15 protein-coding genes are annotated in these 20,679 nt (G+C 74.4%); 8 read left to right on the top strand and 7 right to left on the bottom strand.

All coding sequences use genetic code 11. The features are described 5' to 3' along the window. The first annotated feature begins 398 nt into the window (after positions 1-398). Positions 399-1,100: a hypothetical protein gene (locus tag ACIQNG_RS28460; protein ID WP_401488951.1), complete on the top strand. Its 702-nt coding sequence runs from the start codon at positions 399-401 to the stop codon at positions 1,098-1,100. 263 nt (positions 1,101-1,363) lie between these two features. On the opposite strand, the gene ACIQNG_RS28455 is transcribed toward ACIQNG_RS28460, so the two are convergent. The 3 genes from ACIQNG_RS28455 to ACIQNG_RS28445 are packed head-to-tail and all read right to left on the bottom strand — an operon-like array spanning position 1,364 to position 5,169. Then, positions 1,364-2,530 (bottom strand): glycosyltransferase, encoded by a 1,167-nt coding sequence (locus ACIQNG_RS28455; protein WP_401488949.1) that lies wholly within the window; start codon positions 2,528-2,530, stop codon positions 1,364-1,366. Positions 2,531-2,560: 30 nt separating this feature from the next. Then, a complete protein-coding gene (locus ACIQNG_RS28450; protein WP_401488947.1) occupies positions 2,561-3,862 on the bottom strand; it encodes a nucleotide sugar dehydrogenase in 1,302 nt (433 codons plus the stop codon). 56 nt (positions 3,863-3,918) lie between these two features. Next, positions 3,919-5,169 (bottom strand): glycosyltransferase, encoded by a 1,251-nt coding sequence (locus tag ACIQNG_RS28445; protein ID WP_401488945.1) that lies wholly within the window; start codon positions 5,167-5,169, stop codon positions 3,919-3,921. 542 nt (positions 5,170-5,711) lie between these two features. On the opposite strand from ACIQNG_RS28445, the gene wecB reads away from it, so the two are divergent. From wecB to ACIQNG_RS28425, 4 genes are read left to right on the top strand one after another with little or no spacing between them, the layout of a single operon-like run. Further along, positions 5,712-6,800 carry a non-hydrolyzing UDP-N-acetylglucosamine 2-epimerase gene (gene wecB, locus ACIQNG_RS28440; RefSeq protein ID WP_401488942.1) on the top strand — a complete coding sequence of 363 codons (1,089 nt, stop codon included), beginning with the start codon at positions 5,712-5,714 and terminating at the stop codon, positions 6,798-6,800. Then, entirely contained in the window at positions 6,793-7,533 is a 741-nt protein-coding gene (locus ACIQNG_RS28435; protein ID WP_401488940.1) for a class I SAM-dependent methyltransferase, read from the top strand. The genes wecB and ACIQNG_RS28435 overlap by 8 nt, the downstream gene beginning before the upstream one ends. Next, the gene (locus ACIQNG_RS28430) at positions 7,533-9,368 is read left to right on the top strand and encodes a hypothetical protein (protein WP_401488938.1); all 1,836 of its coding nucleotides are present in this window, start codon (positions 7,533-7,535) and stop codon (positions 9,366-9,368) included. The genes ACIQNG_RS28435 and ACIQNG_RS28430 overlap by 1 nt, the downstream gene beginning before the upstream one ends. After that, positions 9,365-11,656 (top strand): glycosyltransferase, encoded by a 2,292-nt coding sequence (locus ACIQNG_RS28425; RefSeq protein ID WP_401488936.1) that lies wholly within the window; start codon positions 9,365-9,367, stop codon positions 11,654-11,656. Before ACIQNG_RS28430 ends, ACIQNG_RS28425 begins: the two co-directional genes overlap by 4 nt. A 1,177-nt stretch (positions 11,657-12,833) precedes the next feature. Here ACIQNG_RS28425 and ACIQNG_RS28420 read toward each other — a convergent pair. Further along, positions 12,834-13,553: a class I SAM-dependent methyltransferase gene (locus ACIQNG_RS28420; protein WP_401488934.1), complete on the bottom strand. Its 720-nt coding sequence runs from the start codon at positions 13,551-13,553 to the stop codon at positions 12,834-12,836. Positions 13,554-13,634: 81 nt separating this feature from the next. Then, the gene (locus tag ACIQNG_RS28415; RefSeq protein ID WP_401438140.1) at positions 13,635-14,114 is read right to left on the bottom strand and encodes a MarR family winged helix-turn-helix transcriptional regulator; all 480 of its coding nucleotides are present in this window, start codon (positions 14,112-14,114) and stop codon (positions 13,635-13,637) included. Positions 14,115-14,204: 90 nt separating this feature from the next. On the opposite strand from ACIQNG_RS28415, the gene ACIQNG_RS28410 reads away from it, so the two are divergent. Both ACIQNG_RS28410 and ACIQNG_RS28405 read left to right on the top strand, forming a co-directional pair. Then, on the top strand, positions 14,205-15,227 hold the full coding sequence (locus ACIQNG_RS28410) for an NADP-dependent oxidoreductase (RefSeq protein WP_401488932.1): 1,023 nt from the start codon (positions 14,205-14,207) through the stop codon (positions 15,225-15,227). 140 nt (positions 15,228-15,367) lie between these two features. After that, positions 15,368-15,787: an organic hydroperoxide resistance protein gene (locus ACIQNG_RS28405; RefSeq protein ID WP_401488930.1), complete on the top strand. Its 420-nt coding sequence runs from the start codon at positions 15,368-15,370 to the stop codon at positions 15,785-15,787. 113 nt (positions 15,788-15,900) lie between these two features. On the opposite strand, the gene ACIQNG_RS28400 is transcribed toward ACIQNG_RS28405, so the two are convergent. Further along, complete coding sequence (locus ACIQNG_RS28400) at positions 15,901-18,444, bottom strand: M14 family zinc carboxypeptidase (RefSeq protein WP_401488927.1); 2,544 nt, start codon at positions 18,442-18,444, stop codon at positions 15,901-15,903. Positions 18,445-18,596: 152 nt separating this feature from the next. Between ACIQNG_RS28400 and ACIQNG_RS28395 the strand changes: the two genes are divergently transcribed. Next, a complete protein-coding gene (locus ACIQNG_RS28395; protein WP_401488924.1) occupies positions 18,597-19,460 on the top strand; it encodes an EI24 domain-containing protein in 864 nt (287 codons plus the stop codon). On the opposite strand, the gene ACIQNG_RS28390 is transcribed toward ACIQNG_RS28395, so the two are convergent. Next, positions 19,417-20,658 (bottom strand): pyroglutamyl peptidase, encoded by a 1,242-nt coding sequence (locus ACIQNG_RS28390; protein WP_401488922.1) that lies wholly within the window; start codon positions 20,656-20,658, stop codon positions 19,417-19,419. The genes ACIQNG_RS28395 and ACIQNG_RS28390 overlap by 44 nt on opposite strands. Between the last annotated feature and the right edge of the window lie 21 nt (positions 20,659-20,679).

Genomic DNA, 20,679 nt, shown 5'->3' with positions numbered 1-20,679 from the left:
GTGAGGGGGGAAGACCGCCCGGAACCGGGCGTGTTGGATTCTGTTTGACTAAGTCCTCTTCTGTGAAGAGGGCTCGTTGGAAACTTTACGAATATGTGTCGAAGCGGAGACACTGCGCGGTCGACAGACGACAGGGCGTTCTCTCGCAGAACTTTCACAGCGCCGCCCGGAAACACGACGGTCAGGGAACCTAACCTTCCGGCGTCATGGACTACTGCGACCCGTGCCGAAGGCACCTCAACGGCGCCCTCACGTGCCCGGGGTGCGGCATTCCAGCCGAACGGCTCCGCCGGTATGCGGAGGAGCCGGAGACACGTGAGGAACCCGACGTACCGAAGGATGACGGCGACGAGCCCCGTACGGAAGGGGAGGCGCCCCTTCCGTCGCTCCCGTCCCCCTTGTCCTCGCTGTCCCCCCAGTCCTACCAGTCCTCCCAGTCCCCCCAGTCCTACCAGTCCTCCCAGTCCCCCCTGTCTCCTCAGTCCCCCCGGTCCGCCCAGACCGGCCGGTCCCCCCGGTCCCCCCAGGCCGCCCAGTCCGCCCAGGCCCCCCGCTCCCGCCGCCGCTCCGGCGGTACCCGGCGGGAGCGCAAGGCCGCCGCGCACCGGCGCCGACGGCGGCGCGTGCTGTTCGTCGCGGCCGGGTTCGTCCTGGCGGCGGGCGGGCTGAGCCTCGCCGAGCTGGGCATCGACGGCAGGGACCCCGAGCCGGGACCGGCCGTCGCGGGGGACAGGTCGGTGGACGGGGGCGGCTCCGGCGAGGCGGCCGGGAGCGAGCACCCCACGACGCCCGGGAGCCCGCCGGACGCGTCCCCCGAGGACAGCGCCTCCCCGTCCGGATCGCCCTCCGGATCACCCTCGGGGTCGCCCCCGGGGTCGGCCAAGTCCCCGAAGGAGTCGGCGAGTTCGGCACCGCACTCCGAGGGGCCCGGGACCTCCCCGGCCGGGGACACCGGGCCGGTCGACGACCCGACCCCGCCCGCCGGTGAACCGTCCTCCCCACCCGCGACCGACCCGAGGCCCGAGCCTCCGAAGCCGGAGCCGACCCCCGAACCGACCCCGACACCGACGTGCGACCGGTTCCTGTGGTGGTGTACCTAGGGCCTCTCGTTTGGATCATCCCGGCGTCGCGGGGTCTGGCCCACGGATCTGCGGCGTTGTCGTCGGTTGCCGACTCCCCCACGCTCGGCTGCGCTCGCGCGGGAGGGACCCCCATCGCGTCGCCGCCCTCCTCCGCCTTGCAGCTCCACGCACCAGACCCCGCTCGGGCCGACCGAACAGCACCGCTTCTCATAGCCAGGCTGATCCAAACGACAGACCCTAAGACGTATACGGAAGTCAGGGACGTGAGGTGGGCGGGGTGGTCAGAACGGTCCTGTCGCGTCGCCCGCCACCGCGAGCCGCGGACGGGTGCCCGCCTCGGCCTGCGCCTCCTTCACCCACATCTCCAGCCGGTCCACGAACTCCGCCGCCCGCTCGGTCCAGTCCAGCTCGGCCAGGGCCGCCGCCCGGCCGCGCTCGGCGCACTCCCGGCGCAGCCCCTCGTCGTCGCGCAGCCGCCGTACCGCCTCCGCGACGGCCGCGGGATCCCCGTACGGGACGACGAATCCGCAGCCGTGCCGCTCGACCAGGTCCGCGGCGAGCGGGGTGGGGGTGGTGACCACGGGCAGCCCGTGGGCCATGTACTCGCCGACCTTGGTGGGCCGCGAGTGCCGGTAGTTGGGCTGGTCGTGCAGGAGGGACAGGCCGGTCAGGGCCCCGGAGAGCAGGGCCAGGGCCCGGTCGTTGGGGAGGTAGCCGTGCCAGCGCAGCACCCCCGCCCGGTCGGCCTCGGTGAGCGGGCCACGGACATCGGGGTCGGCCGCGCCGATCACCTCCACCCGTACGTCGGGGGTGAGCAGCCGGGCCGTCTCCACCAGGTCGAGCGCGCCGCGCGCCCGGGAGAGATGGCCGAGGTAGACGGCCCGGTCGGGGCCGGGCGGCTCGGGCGGAGCGGGCGGCACGAGGGGGAGGTTGGGCACCACGGGGTGGGCGCGGCGGAACCGCTCCTGGTAGGCGTCCTCGGCGAGCAGCAGCCGTACGCGCCGCTCCGCGAGCCGTTCGGCCGCGCGGACCGCCGTACGCACCGGGGGCCGCAGCACGGCGGGCAGCCAGGGCTTCATCACCAGGGCCGCGCCGGTGTCCTCGTGCACGTCCCACACCACGACCGGGGCCCGTCCCGCGCTGGTCCAGCGGCGCATCGTGCCGGGCAGCGCGAGCAGCAGTTCCGGGTCGTGCAGCAGCACCACGTCCGCCTCGGCGCCGCGGCCGGCCAGCAGGGCGCGGGCCGCGCGCAGCGCCGTACGGCGGTCGCGGCCGACCGCCCGGGGCAGGTCCAGGCCCTCGACGTCGGGGCGGGGCACCGCCTGGCGGGCGGCGAACGGCGCCGCGTACGTGACCTGATGGCCGCGTTCCCTCAGCGCGGCGATCTGCCGGTGGAGGATGCGCGCGTCCTCGGGATGGTGGACGACGGTGACCACGAGTATGCGCATGACAGCAGCACCTTTCGGCACCCGCGCGGGCTAGAGCACCTCGACCCCGGGCCGGAAGATCCGCCCCCGGGTGTCGAAGAGCAGCCGGGCCGCGTCGGAGAGGGCGGGCAGGTCGTAGCTGGAGTGGTCCTGGAGCAGGATCGTCAGGTCGTGGGCGGCGACCGCGGCCAGCGGTTCGGTCACCCGGGGCACGGAGGCGCCGTCGACGGACCACTCGGGGACATGGGGGTCGTGGTAGGCGACCTCCGCCTCCCGCTGCCGCAGCAGCCGGGCCACCGGCACCGCCGGGGACTCCCGCTGGTCGGCGATGTCGGGCTTGTAGGTGACCCCGAGCAGCAGCACCCGCGAGCCCTGGAGGGGCCGTCCGGCGTGGTTGAGCAGGTCCTGGGCGCGGCGTACGACGTACTCGGGCATCCGCCGGTTGATCTCCTGGGCCAGCTCCACGAAGCGGAACTCGTAGCCGAGCGAGGAGCGCACCTTGTAGGAGAGGTAGTTCGGGTCGATGGGGATGCAGTGGCCGCCGACGCCGGCGCCCGGCCGGAAGGCGTGGAAGCCGAACGGCTTGGTGCTCGCGCAGCGGATCGCGTCCCACAGGTCGACGCCCAGCTCGTGGCTGATCACGGCCAGCTCGTTGACCAGGGCGATGTTGACGTGCCGGTAGGTGTTCTCCAGCAGCTTGGCCATCTCGGCCTCACGGGTGCCCTTGGCCTGTACGACCGTGTCCACGAGCTTGCCGTAGAAGGCGACGGCCCGCGCGGCGCAGGACGGGGTGCAGCCGCCGACCACCTTCGGGGTGTCGCGCAGTCCGTAGCCGGGGTTGCCGGGGTCGATGCGCTCGGGGGAGAAGGCGAGCGAGAAGTCCTCCCCGGCCCGCAGCCCGGACTTCTCCTCCAGGAGCGGCCGGACGACCTCCTCGGTGGTGCCCGGATAGGTGGTGGACTCCAGGACGACGAGCTGTCCGGGCCGCAGATGCGCCGCGACCGCCTCCACGGCGGCCGTCACCGCGCTCAGATCGGGGCCGCCGTCCGAGTTGAGCGGGGTCGGCACACAGATCAGCACGGTCTGGGCCCGGGCCAGCGGCGCGGAGTCGGTGTGGGCGGTGAAGCCGGCCGCCAGCATCCGGTGGACATCGTCGCCGGAGACGTCGTCCACATGGGAGCGTCCCGCGTTGAGGCCCTCCACGATCCGGGGGTCGCGGTCGAGCCCGGCGACCCGCAGACCGACGGTGGCCGCCTCCCGGGCCAGCGGCAGTCCGACGTAGCCGAGGCCGATCACCGCCAGTTCCAGGGCGGGCTCCGCCTCGGGGACCTGTGCGTTCCGCGCGACCTGCATGGCACTCCTCCCCCGTCCGGTGCCGGACGCGGTCGTGAAGTGGTGCGGCCCGCGCCTCAGACGCAACCGAGGGCGCGGTACGCCTCGCGGGTCGTCTCTGCGACCCGCGTCCAGGTGCGGTCGCGAGCCACCACCTCGCGCGCTGCCGCTCCCCATTCGGACCGTTTTCGACCGTAAATCATCTTTTCGATCGCTTCAGCCCATGAATCGGGTGAATTAGTAGGAATGATCAGACCGGTTTCGCCTGGATCGACGAGTTCCCGCAGCGCCGGGAGATCGCTCGCGGCCACCGGAAGCCCGCTCGCCATCGCCTCCACCGGCTTCAGCGGGGTCACGAGCCGGCACACCCGATCGTCCGTGCGCGGCACCGCGAACAGATCCAACACCCCATGGAAATACCGCACTTGAGCATGGGGCACCCGCCCCGGGAACAGCGCCGTACCGTCCCCGAGCCCCAGCTCCCCGGCCAGCCGCTCCAGCGCCGGACGCTCCGGACCGTCCCCCACGATCAGCAGCCGCACCGGCACCCCGCGCCGCCGCAGCCGGGCACCCGCATGGAGCAAGGTCCCCAGTCCCTCGTGTGGCGTAAGGCTGCCGACGGTGCCCACCACGAACTCCTCCGGCGCGATCCCCAGCCGCGCCCGCAGCGCCGCCCCGTCCGGCGGCGGCGCGAGGAACGCCGCGTCCACCGCGTTCGGCACGATCAGCACCCGCTCCCCGGGCACCCCCCGCGCCACGATCTCCTCCTTCATCGCCGCGCCCAGGGTCAGCACCAGATCGGCCTCGCGCATGCAGTGCGTCTCCAGCTCACGCCGGGCCCGGTACGTCGGGTCCCGCGGGCTGCGCCCCGGCGCCTGTGTCAGCCAGGTGTCCTCCAGGAACCCCCGCACCTCGTAGACCACCGGCAGCCCGTAGGCGGCCCGCAGCGCCAGCGCCACCCGCCCGTTGCCGTGGTCGGTCGCCGGATGCAGCACCGCCGGACGCAACCGCTCCACCAGCCGCCCGGCCAACTCGGCGTTGCGTGCCAGCAGCGGCCCCTGCCCGTACGGCAGCCAGAGCGGCAGCAGCCGGTGCTGGGGCACCCCGCCCACCGACTGCGTACGGCGCCCGTCCAGCACGCCCTGCGCCACCGGGAACCCGATCCGGGTCACCACATGCGGGTCGAGCCCGGCCGCGCGCTGCGCCTCGGCGATCTTCTGGGTGCGCACGGTGTACCCGGCGTGCTTGAACGGCAGCCCGTTGGTCACCAGATGCAGCACCCGCCCCGGCACCGGCCGCGGCACCACCCGGGGCAACGGCGCCCGCACCCACCCACCGGCCCCGCCGGACCCGCCTGGCCCGCCAGTCCCGCCTGGCCCGCTAGGCCCGCCAGCCCTGCCAGCCCTGCCAGCCCCGCTAGGCCCGCCTGGCCTGCCAGCCCCGCCTGGCCTGCCAGCCCCGCCTGGCCTGCCAGCCCCGCCCGGCCCGCCCGGCCCGCCAGCCCCGCCGGCCCCGCCGGCCCCGCCTGGCCCGCTAGGCCCGCCTGGCCTGCCAGCCCCGCCAGCCCCGCCCGGCCCGCCAGCCCCGCCCGGCCCGCTAGACCCGCCCGATCCGCCAGGCCCACCCATTCCGCGCGCCCCGCCCGGCGTGGCGGCCGGACCCGCCGTCCGGGCCCGGGAGGTCAGTCGCCGTTCGAGCCACCCCGCCCGGCGCCGCAGCGGCGGCGGCAGCATCCGCAGCCCGAGCAGTGCCGCCCGGACGGGGTCGTGGCGCAGCTCGCCCCACGCCACGGATGCGGCCAGACTGAGAGCACGGGGGAGATGATGTGACATAACGTCACGTTAGGCGGAAAGAGCGGAGAACGTACGACATGAACGGGCGCGTACTCCACGTCGTCGGCACCCGGCCGAACTTCGTCAAGGCCGCACCGGTCGTCGCCGCGCTACGCACGGCCGGCTGCGAACAGGTCCTCGTCCACACCGGCCAGCACTACGACGAACGGATGTCGGACATCTTCTTCCGGCAGCTCGGGCTGCCCCGCCCGGACGTCGATCTCGGGGTGGGCTCCGGCAGCCACGCCCGCCAGACGGCCGAGCTGCTGATCGCCCTGGAGGGTGAGCTGACCGCCTGGGACCCGGCCCTCGTCCTCGTCTACGGCGATGTGAACTCCACCCTGGCCGCCGCGCTGGCCGCCGCCAAACTGGGGATCCCCGTCGCCCATGTGGAGGCCGGGCTGCGCAGTTTCGACATGGCGATGCCGGAGGAGGTCAACCGGCGCCTGGTCGACCAGCTCGCCGACCTCCACTTCGCCACCAGCCCCGAGGCCGTCGGCCATCTCGCCCGCGAGGGCGTCCCCGCCGACCGGATCCATCTCGTCGGCAACCCGATGATCGACACCCTGCTCACCCATCTGGACCACTTCGACCCGGCCGCCGCCCGCGCCGCCCACGCGCTGCCCGAGCGCTACGCCGTGGTCACCCTGCACCGCCCCGCCAACGTGGACGACCCCGAGGCCGTCCGCACCGCCGCCCACGCCCTCACCGAGGCCGCCCGGCTCGTCGACCTCGCCGTCCCGCTCCACCCGCGCGGCCGGGCCGCCCTCGGCGCGGCGGGCCTGGACGGGGCGCCCGGCGTCCACATCATGGACCCGCTCGGCTACGTCGAGTTCATGAGCCTCGTCAAGGGCGCCGCCGCGGTGATCACCGACTCCGGGGGCGTCCAGGAGGAGACCACCGTCCTCGGCGTCCCCTGCCTCACCCTGCGCACCACCACCGAACGCCCCGTCACCCTCACCCACGGCACCAACCGTCTGATCACCCCCGCCGAACTCGTCCCCGCCCTGCGCAAACTCCTCGACACCGACCCCCGCCCCCCTTCCGAGGGCCCACCCCTGTGGGACGGCGGAGCGGGCCCGCGCATCGCGAACGTCGTGACCCACTGGCTGGACCACCATGGCTGAGCCCGCGCAGGCGGCGGAGGCAGCGGAGGCGGCGGAGGCGGCGGGGAGCGCGGAGGCCCCCGGGCCTCCCCAGCCCGTGGAACCCGTCCGGGAGGACAGCCACCCCACCGAGTGGACCCGCTCCTACTGGGACAGCCGCCATCGCGACCGCGACTCGCTCGCCTCCGGCGGGCACATCGGGCTCGACCGGGCCGGCAACGAGATCTTCTACGCCGTCCGGCTCGGCGCGCTGCTCCCGCTGGTCGGCGACCTGTCCGACGCCACGGCCCCGCTGTTCGCGCTCGACGCGGGCTGCGGCAAGGGCCACTTCGCCCGCGCCCTCGACCGCTGCGGGCACCGCGTCGACGCCTTCGACGCCAGCGAGCAGGCTGTCGCCCACGCCCGCGCCGAGGGCGGCGGCCCCCGCTACGGCGTGGCCGCGCTGGACCAGTGGCGCAGCCCATGGCCGTACGACGTCGTGCTCTGCGTCGATGTCCTCTTCCACGTCCTGGACGACGACGAGTGGGCCGCCGGGCTGCGCAACCTGGCCTCCCTGGTCCGGCTCACCGGCCGGCTCATCGTCACCGACGAGGACACCGCCACCCGCAGACCGCGCGGCGACTACATCGTCCACCGCCCCGCCGCCGACTACGCCCGCGAACTGGAACCCCTCGGCCTGCGCCCCACCGGCTTCACCCCGTACGGCTTCCGGGAGAACGAGGTCGGCTTCCACGTCTTCACGAGGACCCGCTGATGCGTCTGACCGATCTGCTCCGCCCCCACCTCGACGGCGTCGCCACCGTCGTGGACGCCACCCCCGGCCGGCTCGACCTGGAGCCCTACCTCCATCTGCCCGACGGGGTCGCCCTGCGGCGCGGCGGACAGGAGGACGCCGTCGGCGAGGGCGAACTCGTGCTCGTCTGCCACGGCCCCGACCCCGAACTGCACGGCCCCGAGTCCGCCGTCCTCTCCGTCCTCCAGCGGATGCGCCCCGGCGGACGCGGAGTGATCGTCTTCGGACACCGCGGCCCCGACCTGCCCTACCACCGCCTCCTCGACGCCCTGGTGGCCCACCACTGCCAGGTCCTGCGCGCCGCCCCGCTCGACTACGTCCATCTGCACGCGGGCGCCGTCTTCACCCGCACCGACGAACTCCTCCCGCCCGAGGACTGGTTCGGCCGCCCGGTCCCCGCCGAGGGCTTCGCCACCGCCCTGCGGATCGCCGACGAGTACGTCCTCGCCGATCTGGTCTCCCGCTCGCTGCGGGCCCGCGTACTCGACCTGGAACGCGCCGCCGAGGAGAGCGAGGCCACCCGCGGGGACGGCCACGGCGACGGGCTCGCCGAACGGCTGGCCGCCGCCGAACGCGAGAAGGCCCAGCTCTCGGCCGCCCTGCGCGGCGCCCGCGACCGGGTCGAGGTGCTCCAGGCCCGCGTCACCATGCTGGAGGGCTCCACCTCCCTGCGCGTCGGACGGGCCCTGGTCTCCGCCGCCCGCTCACCCAAGCGCGGCGCGACCCGACTCCCCCGAGAGCTGTACGGGCTGTGGCGCGGACGCACCCACCCCGGTCCGGCCGCCCCCGCCACCCCGCGCGGCACCGCGCCCGCCGCCGCACCCCCCGCCGCGCCGGAACCGCCCGCCGCCGCCGACGACCGCCTGTACCTCACCTACCGGGCGTTCACCTCCACCCCCCGCGACCGGCTGGTCCTCGCCGGCGTCCTCACCGACGCCACCGCCGCCGACTTCGCGGCCGACGCCGTCGTCAACCGCGCCCTGCCGCACGACGGGGTGGAGGTCGTCCGCCGCACCGACCCCGACGCCCTGCTCGTCCAGCTCAGCGCCTGCACCGGCGAGGGCCCCTGGGCGCACACCGGCACCGGCCTCGCCCCCGACCTGGACCGGGGCCTGGCCGAACTGCTCACCGAGGCCCGCCGTCTCGGCCGCGCCTGCGTGCTGTGGCGGGACGCCCCGGTCTCCTCCGCGCCCGGCCTGTCCCGGCTCGCCTGGGACGCCGTCCTCGACACCGACACCGGCGTACGACTGACGAGCCTGGACCCCCGGGCCGACGGCCGCGAGCGGCTGCGCGAGGTGTTCCGCACCGACAGCACCCGGGTCCGTCTCGCCGAACTCGCCCGCCGGGTCGGCGCCCCCGACCCGCTGGCCGCCCGCCGGATCTGCGTCCTCGCCGCGCCCCGCGACCGTGCCGGGATCTCCCGCCTGGTCGGCGACGTCCTGAGCCAGCGGCACCGGCCCGCCGAGGTCGTCGTACCGGACCCGGCGGGGCTCGGCGAACTGACCGCCGCCGGGGTCACGGTCCGCACCGGGACGCCCCTCGCCCCCTGGGTGGCCGACTGGACTGACCTGTCCGAGGAACGCCCCGACACCCTTCTCCTCGACCTGATGTGCGCGCAGGAGTACTCCGGTGCCGACGCCGTCGGCAGCACCCCGGCGGGCGACGACTACACCTACGTACCCGAACTCCGCCCCCTCCTGGTCCGCCGGTCGCTGCACGCCTCCGGCACCCCGCCCGAGCTGTGGGCACGCCGGGGCCACCGACTGTTCGCCTGCTGCGGGAAGGAGCCGGCATGAGCCGCGAGACCACCGGGAGCCCAGAGACCCCTGGGCCCCCTGGGCCCCCTGGGACCTCCAGGCCCCCTGGGCCCCCTGGGACCTCCAGGACCCCCGGCACCGCCGGAGGCCGGACGCTCGACGCCCTCGTCTACGGCGACGTCGACCTCAACCTCATCGACGGCTCCGCCGTCTGGGCCCAGTCCACCGTGCAGGCCCTCTCCGGCGCGGGCTGCCGCACCCGGCTGGTCCTCAAGGCGCCCGTACGCACCGGCCGGCTGATCGACCCGCTGGCCGGACTGCCGGGTGTGCGGGTGGTCCGCCCGCACGAGGAACGGCTGGTGCCCGGCGCCCCCGACCGACCGCTCTCGCCCGTACAGGCGTCCGCGCTGCTGGCCCGGCTCGACGAGACCGACCCCTGCGACCTGCTGGTGCTGCGCGGCCGTCGACTGGTCACCCGCGTGGTGGCCGACGGCCGGTTCGAGGGCCGGATCTGGGCCTACCTCACCGACATCCCCCAGTCGGCGGCCGAGATGACCGAGGAGGCCCGCGCCGAACTCGCCCGGATCGCCGAGGCGTCCCAGCGGCTGCTCTGCCAGACCGAGGAACTGCGCTGTCTGCTGGAGACCTGGGTGCCCGAGGCGTACGGCAAGTGCGTGCTCAGCCCGCCCGCCGTGCCCGAACCCGGCTTCCCGCTGCCCGACCGCGAGCAGCCGCACGACCCCTTCCGGCTCGTCTACACCGGCAAGTTCGCCCCCCTGTGGAACACCCTCCCCATGACCCGGCTGCCCGCCCTCCTCGCCGAACAGGGCATCAAGGCCGAACTGCACACCGTCGGCGACAAGATCCACGACGATCCGGGGCACCCGGAGTTCCGTACCGCCATGGCCCGCGCGCTGCACACCACCCCCGGCGTCCGGCACCACGGCGGACAGCCCCGCGAGGAGGCCATGCGGATCGCCGCCGGCTGTGACCTCGGCCTCGGCTGGCGCGGGCCCGCCCTCGACTCCAGCCTCGAACTCTCCACCAAGGTGCTGGAGTTCGGCGCCCTCGGCCTGCCCGTCGTCCTCAACCGCACCCCCGCCCACGAGGCCCTGCTCGGCACCGACTACCCCCTCTACGTCCCCGGCCGCGCGGGCGTCGAGGACGCGGTGGCGGCCGTCGCCCGCGCGGTGCGCGAACCCGGCAGCCGCGCCCTGGCCGCCGAGCGCTGCCGGGCCGCCGCCGACCGGCACACCCTGCGCGCGGCCGTCGCCCGCTGGCGCGGCCACCTCGACCGCGCCTTCCCCGCCGCCCCGCCCGCCGTCACCGCCCGGTCCCGGCCGCTGCGGATCGGGGTCGCGGGCCACGACCTGAAGTTCCTCACCCGGCTCCTCGACCACTTCCGCGCCCTGCCGGGGCTGGAGGTCCGGGTGGACGCCTGGCCCGCCCTCGCCCGCCACGATCCGGCCGCGAGCCGGGCGCTCGCCGACTGGGCGGATGTGGTGGTGGTCGAGTGGTGCGGCCCGGCCGCCGTCTGGTTCAGCCGCCACAAGAGGCCCGGCAGCCGGCTGATCGTCCGGCTGCACCGCTTCGAACTCGACGCCGCCTGGCCGGGACAGGTCGCCATCGAGCACGTGGACCGGGTGATCTGCGTCAGCACCTACTACGCCCGCCGCACCCTGGACGTCACCGGCTGGCCGAAGGAGAAGGTCACCGTCGTCCCCAACTGGGTCGACACCGAACAACTCGACCGCCCCAAGGCCCCCGGCGCCCGCTTCCGGCTCGGCATGATCGGCATCGCGCCCAGCCGCAAACGCCTCGACCTCGGCCTCGACATCCTGGAGGCGCTGCGCGCCCGCGACCGCCGCTGGCATCTCGCGGTCAAGTCCAAGCCCCCGTGGGAGTACTGGTGGATCTGGAACAAGCCCGAGGAGCGCGCCCACTACGACGACGTCCTGCGCCGGATGCAGACCTCACCGCTGCTGGAGGGCGCGGTGGTCTTCGACCGGTTCGGCCCGGACGTGGCGGGCTGGCTGCGCCGGGTCGGCCATGTCCTGTCCACCAGCGACGACGAGAGCTTCCACCTCGCCCCGGCCGAGGGCATGGCCTCCGGCGCCGTCCCCGCGCTGCTGCCGTGGCCGGGCGCGGACGAGATCTACGACCGCCGCTGGATCCACCCCGACCCCCGGTCCGTCGCCGACGCGCTGGACGGCCTGGGGGAGCGGGGCTGGCAGGAAGCCGGCCGGCAGGCCCGCACCCAGGTCCGAGAGACCTTCTCCCTGGAAAAGGTGGCCCGGGAGTGGACGAACCTCCTGGTCCCGAGCTGAGAACGCACCCCACCGCCCGTGCGACGGCCCGGGGGCCCGCCGGTACGTGTCGGCTCCGGCCGGATCGGTGCCGGTCGCTCCGGGCCGGCCCGGGGGTTTGCCTGCGCCGGGCGGCCCCCGGCCCGGCCCGGGGGCTCGCTTGTGCGGGTGAGTTCGGGACGGGCGGATGTCGTCCGGCCCGGCGCGGCCCGGAGGCGGTCGGTCCGACGGTTTGCCCGTGCCGGACGACCCCCGTCGGCCGGGGGACGGCCTGGGGTTTGGCCTGTGTGGGTGGGTTCGGGGCGGGCCGGTGGTGGGCGGGCCCGGGGTCCGCTGGTGCCGGACGGTCCGGTGGCTCATCCGTCTCGGGCGGTCCGGGGGCTTGCTCGTGCGGGTCGGTCCGGGTCGGCCTGGTGGCGGTCGGTCTCGGGGTTTGCCGGTGCCGGGCGGCCCTTGTCGGCCGGGGGACGGCCTGGGGTTTCGCCTGTGGGGGTGGGCTCGGGGCGGGCCGGTGGTGGGCGGGCCCGGGGTCCGCTGGTGTCGGACGGTCCGGTGGCTCATCCGTCTCGGGCGGTCCGGGGGCTTGCTCGTGCGGGTCGGTCCGGGTCGGTCCGGCGGCGGTCGGTCTCGGGGTTTGCCCGTGCCGGGCGGCCCTTGTCGGCCGGGGGACGGCCTGGGGTTTGGCCTGTGGGGGTGGGTTCGGGGCGGGCCGGTGGTGGGCGGGCCCGGGGTCCGGTGGCTCATCCGTCTCGGGCGGTCCGGGGGCTTGCTCGTGCGGGTCGGTCAGGGTCGGTCCGGTGTCCGTCGGTCCCGGGGTTTGCCCGTGCCGGACCGCCCCCGTCGGCCGGGGGACGGCCTGGGGTTTGGCCTGTGGGGGTGGGCTCGGGGCGGGCCGGTGGTGGGTGGGCCCGGGGTCCGCTGGTGTCGGACGGTCCGGTGGCTCACCCGTCATGGACCGTCCGGTGCCTCATCCGTCATGGACCGTCCGGGGGCTTGCTCGTGCCGGTCGGTCCGGGTCGGCCCGGTGCCGGTCGGTCTCGGGGCGCACCCGGGCCGGGCGGTCCGGGGCGCACCCGTGCCGTACGGGCCGGGGACTTGCCCGTGCCGGACGGCCCCGGGCGCACCGGTGTGGGACAGCCCGGGGACCCGCCCGTCTCGGGCCGTCCGGGGGCTCACCCCCGCCGGGCCGCCCGGGGGTTCACCCGTGAGCGGGGGGTTTGGCGACGCGGAAGGCGAACTGTCCGCAGAAGGTCAGCTTCCGGAGGTTCACCAGGGCTGTCTGTCGCCGGGTGCGCTGTCCCCAGTCGTCGATCTCGGTGTTCAGTGGCGACTCCTCGCTCCAGAACCGCCCGTACTCCGCCTTGCGGTCGGGGTGGTACGTCCGCAGGATCAGCGTCACTCCGTCGAGGCTGGGCCGGATCTCCTCCAGCGTCAGCCCGGCCTCCTCCACCAGCACCCGGAACCCGTACGGCGTGTAGTTCCACAGGCTGAAGGAGTGGTACGGCTCGAACTGCGAGGTGCTGCCGATGAACCGCCCGCCCGGCCGCAGCACCCGCCCGATCTCCGCGAGCAGATCCCGTGGCCTGACCACATGCTCGAAGACCTGGTGCGAGTAGATCAGCGGCACACTGTCCGAGCGGAAGGGCAGCCGTACGCCGTCGAAGTGGACCACCGGCTCGCCGCCCGGCCGGCGCTGCCGGGCCTCGGGGGAGTCCCGGATGTCGACCCCGACCCAGCGCACCTTCGGATCGTGCCGCTTGAAGTGCGCGGCCGAGGCGCCCCGTCCGCATCCCAGATCGACCACCTGCCCCGGTGCGCCGGGCCCGCCCATGACCTCGTCGACGTAGTAGCGCGAGGTCACCTGGCGGGCGTGGTCGTCGGGGATGCAGTCCTGGAGAAGGTCCCAGAGGGTCGCCATGGGCCGAGGCTAGGAACCCGCGGGGGAGCGGGCCAGGACCGGCCCGGCGGTTCGCCCCCGGGGCCACCCGAACGACAGGCCCTACGCCTCCGTCGGCAGCATCCGCCGCAGCAGGTCCCGCAGGGCCAGGCGTTCCCGCTCGGTCAGCCCGGCCAGCGGCTCGCGGGCGAAGCGCAGGGAGTCCCGCAGACCGCGGGCGACCCGGCGGCCCTCGTCCGTCGCCGCGGCCAGTTTCACCCGGCGGTCCGCCGGGTCCGGGCGGCGCTCGGCGAGACCGCGCGACTCCAGCCGGTCCACTATCCCGGTGACGTTCGACGGCTCGCACTTCAGCTTGTGGGCGATCTTGCGCATCGGCAGCGGTTCCAGCGACAGCAGACTGAGCAGCTTGGCCTGGGCCCCGGTCAGCGCGTGCTCGGCGGCGGCCTCCTCGTACTCCTCGTGGTAGAGGGCCACGACCGAGCCGATCAGATCCACGACCTCCATGGTCAGCGCGTCGGGGCGCGGGGCGGCCGGACGGGCCGGGGAACCGGTGCGGACGGAGTGAGCGGATGGTGTCGCCATACGCTCCAGCGTACCCCTTTACTTGACAGGCTGAAATATTAAAGAGCATGGTTGTTTTAGGTACTGAAGTAATTGGAAGGTCCCCATCACATGAGCGACACCCCCGCACTCCCCGCCGTCAGCCGTGAATGGCATCTGCTCAGCCGCCCCGTCGGCTGGCCCGCCCCCGCGGACTTCGCGCTGGTCGAGACCCCGCTCCCCACCCCCGCCGCGGGCCAGGTGCTGGTACGCAACCGCTACCTCTCCGTCGACCCCTACATGCGCGGCCGGATGAACGCCGCCAAGTCCTACGCCCCGCCCTACGAGCTGGGGGAGCCCATGCTGGGCGGCGCGGTCGGCGAGGTCGTGGCCTCGAACGCCGAGGGCCTGGCCGTCGGCGACCAGGTCCTGCACTCGCTGGGCTGGCGCGAGTACGCCGCCGTGGACGCCCGGCAGGCCGTCAAGGTGGACCCCGGGGCCGCGCCCCTGTCGGCGTACCTCGGTGTGCTCGGCATGACCGGCCTCACCGCCTACGCGGGACTGCTGCGGATCGCCGACTTCAAGGAGGGCGACACGGTCTTCGTCTCCGGCGCGGCCGGTGCCGTCGGCAGCCAGGTCGGCCAGCTCGCCAAGCTGAAGGGGGCGGGGCGGGTCATCGGCTCGGCGGGCTCCGCCGAGAAGGTCGCGCTGCTCCGGGAGGAGTACGGCTTCGACGCCGCCTTCAACTACAAGGACGGCCCGGTCGCCGAGCAGTTGCGCGCCGCCGCGCCCGACGGGATCGACATCTACTTCGACAACGTCGGCGGCGACCACCTGGAGGCGGCCGTCGGCGAGCTGAAGCTGGGCGGCCGGATCGCCATCTGCGGCATGATCTCCGTCTACAACGCCACCGAGCCCGTCCCCGGCCCGCGCAATCTCGCCCGGCTCATCCAGGTCCGGGGCCGGATGGAGGGCTTCCTGGTCATGGACCACCTCGACCTCCAGCCGCAGTTCGTCCAGGAGGCCGGCCCCTGGGTCGCCTCGGGCGCCCTCAAGTACCGCGAGACCGTGGTCGAGGGCATCGAGCACACCCTGGACGCCTTCCTCGGGGTCCTGCGCGGCGCCAACACCGGGAAGATGATCGTCGGCCTGTAGGGGCCTGGCCGGGATGCCGTCGCCGGACGTCCCAGGGCACGCTCGGGGTGTCTTCGCTTTCCGGTATACGGTAACTTCTTTCCGAAACCGTCCGGGGTCGTGGGCGCGAATCCGGACGGACCGAGGAGGAAGAGCAGCCCATGCCCATCCAGCAGTCCGACGTCCTCTACACCGCCGTGGCCACCGCCGAGAACGGCCGCGACGGCCGGGTCGCCACCGACGACGGCAGGCTCGACGTCGTCGTCAGCCCGCCCGTGGAGATGGGCGGCAGCGGCACCGGCACCAACCCGGAGCAGTTGTTCGCCGCCGGATACAGCGCCTGCTTCCAGGGCGCGCTCGCCGTCGTCGCCCGCCAGGAGAAGGCCGACGTCTCCGGCTCGACCGTCACCGCCAAGGTCGGCATCGGCAAGAACGACGACGGCTTCGGCCTCGTCGTGGAGATCTCCGCCACCGTCCCGAACGTCGACCCGCAGACCGCGAAGGCCCTGGTGGACAAGGCCCACCAGGTCTGCCCGTACTCGAAGGCGACCCGTGGCAACATCACGGTGACCCTGGTCTGAGCCCCTCCGCCGTACGGCGAGGACCGCACCCCGTCCCCGGGGTGCGGTCCTCGCGCGGGCGCCCGGCCACCGGACCCGCCGGTCGGGCGGCCGGCCACCGGACCCGCCGGCCCCTACCTCCCCGCCATCGCGAACAGCGCCCGGCCCACCTGGGCGAACTCCCCCTTCGGATGGGCCCGGAAGAGGGGCTCCGTGCCGAAGAGCACCGCGTCGGGGCCGCTGACCACCGCCGCCCGCCCGGCCGCCGCCGAGGGACCGCCGCCGCCGTCCTCACCCGCCCGCCAGTGCCCGGAGACCAGCGGGGCGCCGGTCCCGTAGGACCGCTCGACCCGCACTCCGGGGCCGAGGTCGGTGAACCACACCGGCGCGTAGACGAATCCGTAGGACGCCGAACCGGCGGCGAGCGGACCGGAGCCGACGAGGCGGACCACTCCGTTGGCGTCCTCGCTGCCCTCCACCGCCGTCACGTCCAGCGCCCCGGCCGCCGCACTCAGCGCCGCCCCCGCAGCGCCCCGTCCGACCAGCCCGTGCCCGGCGAGGAACCCGTCCAGCGCGCTCCGGGCCGCCGGGGTCAGCCGGGCGTGGTCCAGCCCGGCCGACGCGAACAGCACCTGCACCCCCGACCAGTCGAACCCGGCGTTGAGGACCGCCGTCGACACCGGGGTCACCTCGAAGCCCATCTCGCGCAGCGCGAACAGCTCACCCGAGGTCACCGCGGCGGCCACCCGCACCGGCCGCAGCACCCCGCTCCCGCGCTCCCGGGCCGTCCGGAAGACGACGTCGTGCGTCCGGGCCGCCTGCCGGGCCTTCTCCCGCGCCGCACCCGGCACCACCACCACACCGCCGTCGCGCCCCTGCCGTACCGCGACGCCCTGCCGCAGCAGCTCGTTGAGGGCCGCGACCTCGCGCGGATCGTCCAGCCGCAGGGCCAGGTCACCGCGGCGGGGCACCTCGGCGACCGGTGCCGCCCCGTCCACCGGGCGCAGTCCCGCGGTGCTGATCGGCGAGGTCACCGGCGTCACCGTCGTACCCCACAGCCGCCCCAGGCTCCAGCCGGAGATGTCGTACATCGCGGACACCCTGGCGCTGATGTCCCGACCGTCCGCGAGCAGCGCGTTGGCCAGCCCGCGCCGGGGCTGCCGCATGTCCACGACGTACGAACCGGCCGGGTACGACGTGCCGCCGAGCCGCACGGGGTGCCGGGCGCGCTCCACCCGGATGTCGTTGGCGACCAGATGGTCCACCAGTCGCGCGGCGGCGGTCGCGGAGCGCTGACCGCGGCCCGCCGGGATGACGTACGCGCGCGGGAACGTCGTCGTGTAGACGTCCTCCGGGCCGATCCCCGGCACCCCGGGCACGGTCCGCTCCGACACCGGCACCTGCGCGGCCCCCGCGCTCCCGCGCCGGAACACCTCGATCTGGTCGGCGATCAGCGCGGCCCGCCGGGTGCGGACGTACTCCAGCGTCGCGTCCAGCGCGGCCCCCGCCACCTCCACGTTGATCGCGGACCGCCGCCGCAGTTCCTCCACCGGGAGAGTGTTGTAGGCGTTGTTGTTCACCTGGAGCGGTATCTCCACCGTGTGCGCGGCCACCGCCCCGTGGTAGGCCGCGTACTGCGGGGTGAAGACGGGCGGCCAGTCGTCCCAGCCCTCCTCCTGGTCCCGGAACGGGATCTGCGCGGGCCGTACCCCGTCCCGCTGCGCGGTGTAGCCGAGCCCGTTGACCGCGGACTCCATGCCGAGCGCGTTGGCGTAGGTGTGCTTGAGGAAGAGGTCGTACTCGTAGTTCTCGCCGTGCGGCGGGGTCGTCGGCTCGATCAGGGTGCCGTTGACGTAGCCGTGGGTGTCGAGCAGTACGGCCGGCTGCTTGTCGAGCATGATCTGCCGCATCGCGCGCGTCTCGGGCTGCGAGGCGGTGACGAAGTCCCGGTTCAGGTCGAAGCCGCCCGAGTTCGCGCGGGTCCCCGCGATCCGTCCGTCCGGATTGGCGGTCACGTTGAAGTACAGCCGGCTGCGCGCGAGCAGTTCCCCGGTCCGCGCGTCCTTCGCCGTGGCGAGCCGCTCGATCAGCCGCAGCGCGGCGTCCGTGCCCTCCCACTCGTTGCCGTGGATGTTGCCGTTGAGGAAGACCGGGGTCTTGTACGACGCCTTCAGCGCGGGATCCTGGGCGGCCGACGCGGGCGCGTCCTCGATGAGCCGCCGCATCCGGTCCTGTGCCCGGGTCTCGCGCGCCGACTCGGGCGCCGTGACGGTGACCAGGTACAGCCGGTGCCCGCCGGCCGACCGCCCGGCGACCTCCACACTGACCCGGTCGCCCAGCCGTTGCAGGGAGTTCAGCTTCCCGGCGATCCCGTGGTACGGGATCAGCCCCAGCTTGACGGACCGGTCGTCGGGGTTCACCGGGTCCGGGGTGAGGTGCTGCTCGCGGGGGTAGCCGCGCGAGGTGCCGGTGAGATCGGTGACGGGCGCGGTCAGGGCCTGCCGGGCGGGCGACTCGGGGACGCTCGCGGCCCGTTCGTCGACGGCGGCGCCCTGCCGGGTGACGGGTTCGGGGCCGGCGGCCCCGGCCGGGGTGGTCAGGAACAGACTGCCCGCGGTGGTGAGGGCGAGGGCGGTGGTCAGGACGGTTCTCGCTGGGGTGCATCGGGTGGTGCGCACGCGGTACCTCCTCCGGTCTTCCTGAGATCGGTAGGGCGAGGTCTACCTGTTCGACTCAGCCGCAACAAGAGGGTGTTGCGGATCAGCGACAACAGCCGTCCCACGCCCGCTCGGCCCCCGGCCCGCCCGACAGCCCCGGGTAGGGTTTGCGCATGCACGATCTTGGGGCGGGTTTCGGCTATCTACTCAAGGGCCAGCGCTGGATGGCCCGGCACGGCAGGAGTTACGGCTTCGGGCTGATCCCGGGTCTGGTGACCCTGGTGCTCTATCTGGCGGCGCTGGGCGCGCTGGTGCTGTGGGGCACGGACTTCGTCGGCTGGGCGACCCCGTTCGCCGACGACTGGTCCGGCCCCTGGCGCGGCCTCTTCCGCGGCTTCCTGACGGCCGTCCTGTTCGCCCTGAGCCTGCTGCTCGCGGTCCTCACCTTCACCGCGGTCACCCTGCTGGTCGGGCAGCCCTTCTACGAGAACCTCTCCGAGCAGGTCGACCGGGACGTCTCGCCCGACGGCACGGCCCCCGAGTCCGGCCTGCCGCTCGTCCGCGAACTGTGGATCTCGGCCCGCGACAGCCTCCGTATCCTGTTCCGCGCGCTGCTGTGGGGCATCCTCCTCTTCGCCCTCGGCTTCATCCCCGTCGTCGGGCAGACCGTCGTCCCGGTCGTCGGCTTCTTCGTCACCGGCTTCTTCCTCACCGAGGAACTCGCGGCCGTCGCCCTCCAGCGCCGCGGCGTCGAACTCCGCTCCCGCCTCGCCCTCCTGCGCTCCCGCAAGCGCCTGGTCTGGGGCTTCGGCACCCCCCTGGGCCTGGCCTTCCTGGTCCCGTTCGTGGCGGTGTTCCTGATGCCGGGCGCGGTGGCGGGGGCGACGCTGATGGCGCGGGACCTGCTGGGGGAGGAGACCAAGGAGCGCGACGAACGCACCGAGACCACCGAGCGCACCGAGAGCGGCGCCGGCGCGGCGGGCGACGTCTCCGTCAGCGCCGCACCTCACCTGCCGCAACCGCCACCATCGCCCTGACCTGCGCGATGATGTCCAGCCGGTTGCGGACGAACACGGGGTCGGTCACCTCGGTGGTGTTCCCGGCCCCGAACTCCAGCACCGGTGTGTGCACATGGCCGCCCGGCAGCGAGCCGAGCCCGAGCCGGTCCCGCAGCAGCGTCGCCCGGTAGGCGATCTCGTTGGAGAGGTAGTTCCCGCCGCCCCCGGACCGCGCGACCGACCCCGGTGTGGGCCCCTCCGGCCGGATCACCGGCGCGGTCCCGCCCGCCGGTATCTCCGTCACCGAGGTGTTGTCGTAGACGGGGAAGCGCCCGGTGCCCGCGGCCACGATCTTGTCGTACGGCAGGGTCGTGGACGTCCACTGCGGCTGCGAGGCGGGGTCGGCGACCGGGACCGGTCCGGGCGTACCGGTGTTGAGGTTGTCGCCGGTGCCGCCGCGCCAGGCCCCGTTGGTCCGCTCGATGTCGAACCGTCCGACGCGCCCCTGGCTGACGGTGGTGAACAGGTCGACCTTCGGCAACTGCGGTCGCAGCGTCCGCTCCACCATCCCGTCGGCGAAGTCCCCCCACCGCACCGGGAACATGGCCGTCTCCACCCGCACCGGCCCGTCGGGGGTCCGGATCACGGTGCCGTCCAGGGCCAGCGCCGTCGCCCCGGACGGGTTGGAGATCCTGATGTCCCGGTCCAGCGTGAACGGGTCGAAGCCGGTCAGCAGCACCCGCTTGACGCCCTTGCCCCGGGGGTGGCCGATGTCGTCCTGGCCCCGCGAACTGCGTTCCAGCAGCGCGAGCAGCGCCGCCCGCCGGTCGCCGTCGAGCGCGAACTCCGGCTCCCAGCCGCGTACTTCCCGGGTCATCCCGAGCCGCGCCCAGTACAGCGGCCGGTCGTCGTCCCGGCTGAGGTCCCCGCCGGCCGGACCACGCCCCTGCGCCCGCTCCACGGCCCGCTCCCACAGGGCGGACCCTTCGCGTACGACGATCCTGGCGGCCTGCGCGTAGGAGCGGGCCCGTTCCAGTTGCCGGGCGAATCCCGGGGCCACCGTGTCGAACCCGGAGCGCCTGAGGATCTCCTGCGGCACCGCCCGGTCCAGCCGCTCCTCCTCGACGGTCGGTGGCGCGGCCGAGCCGGAGCGGGCGGTGGCGGGTGCGGAGAACGAGGTCAGCGAGGCACAGAGCGCGAGACCGAGAATACCGACGCGAACACGGAGAGAGGTCACGGAACTTCGGATCCTTCCGTC

The organism is Streptomyces sp. NPDC091377, assembly GCF_044757045.1.
Classification (GTDB): Bacteria; Actinomycetota; Actinomycetes; order Streptomycetales; family Streptomycetaceae; genus Streptomyces.
This window is presented reverse-complemented; position numbering and strand designations above follow the sequence as displayed.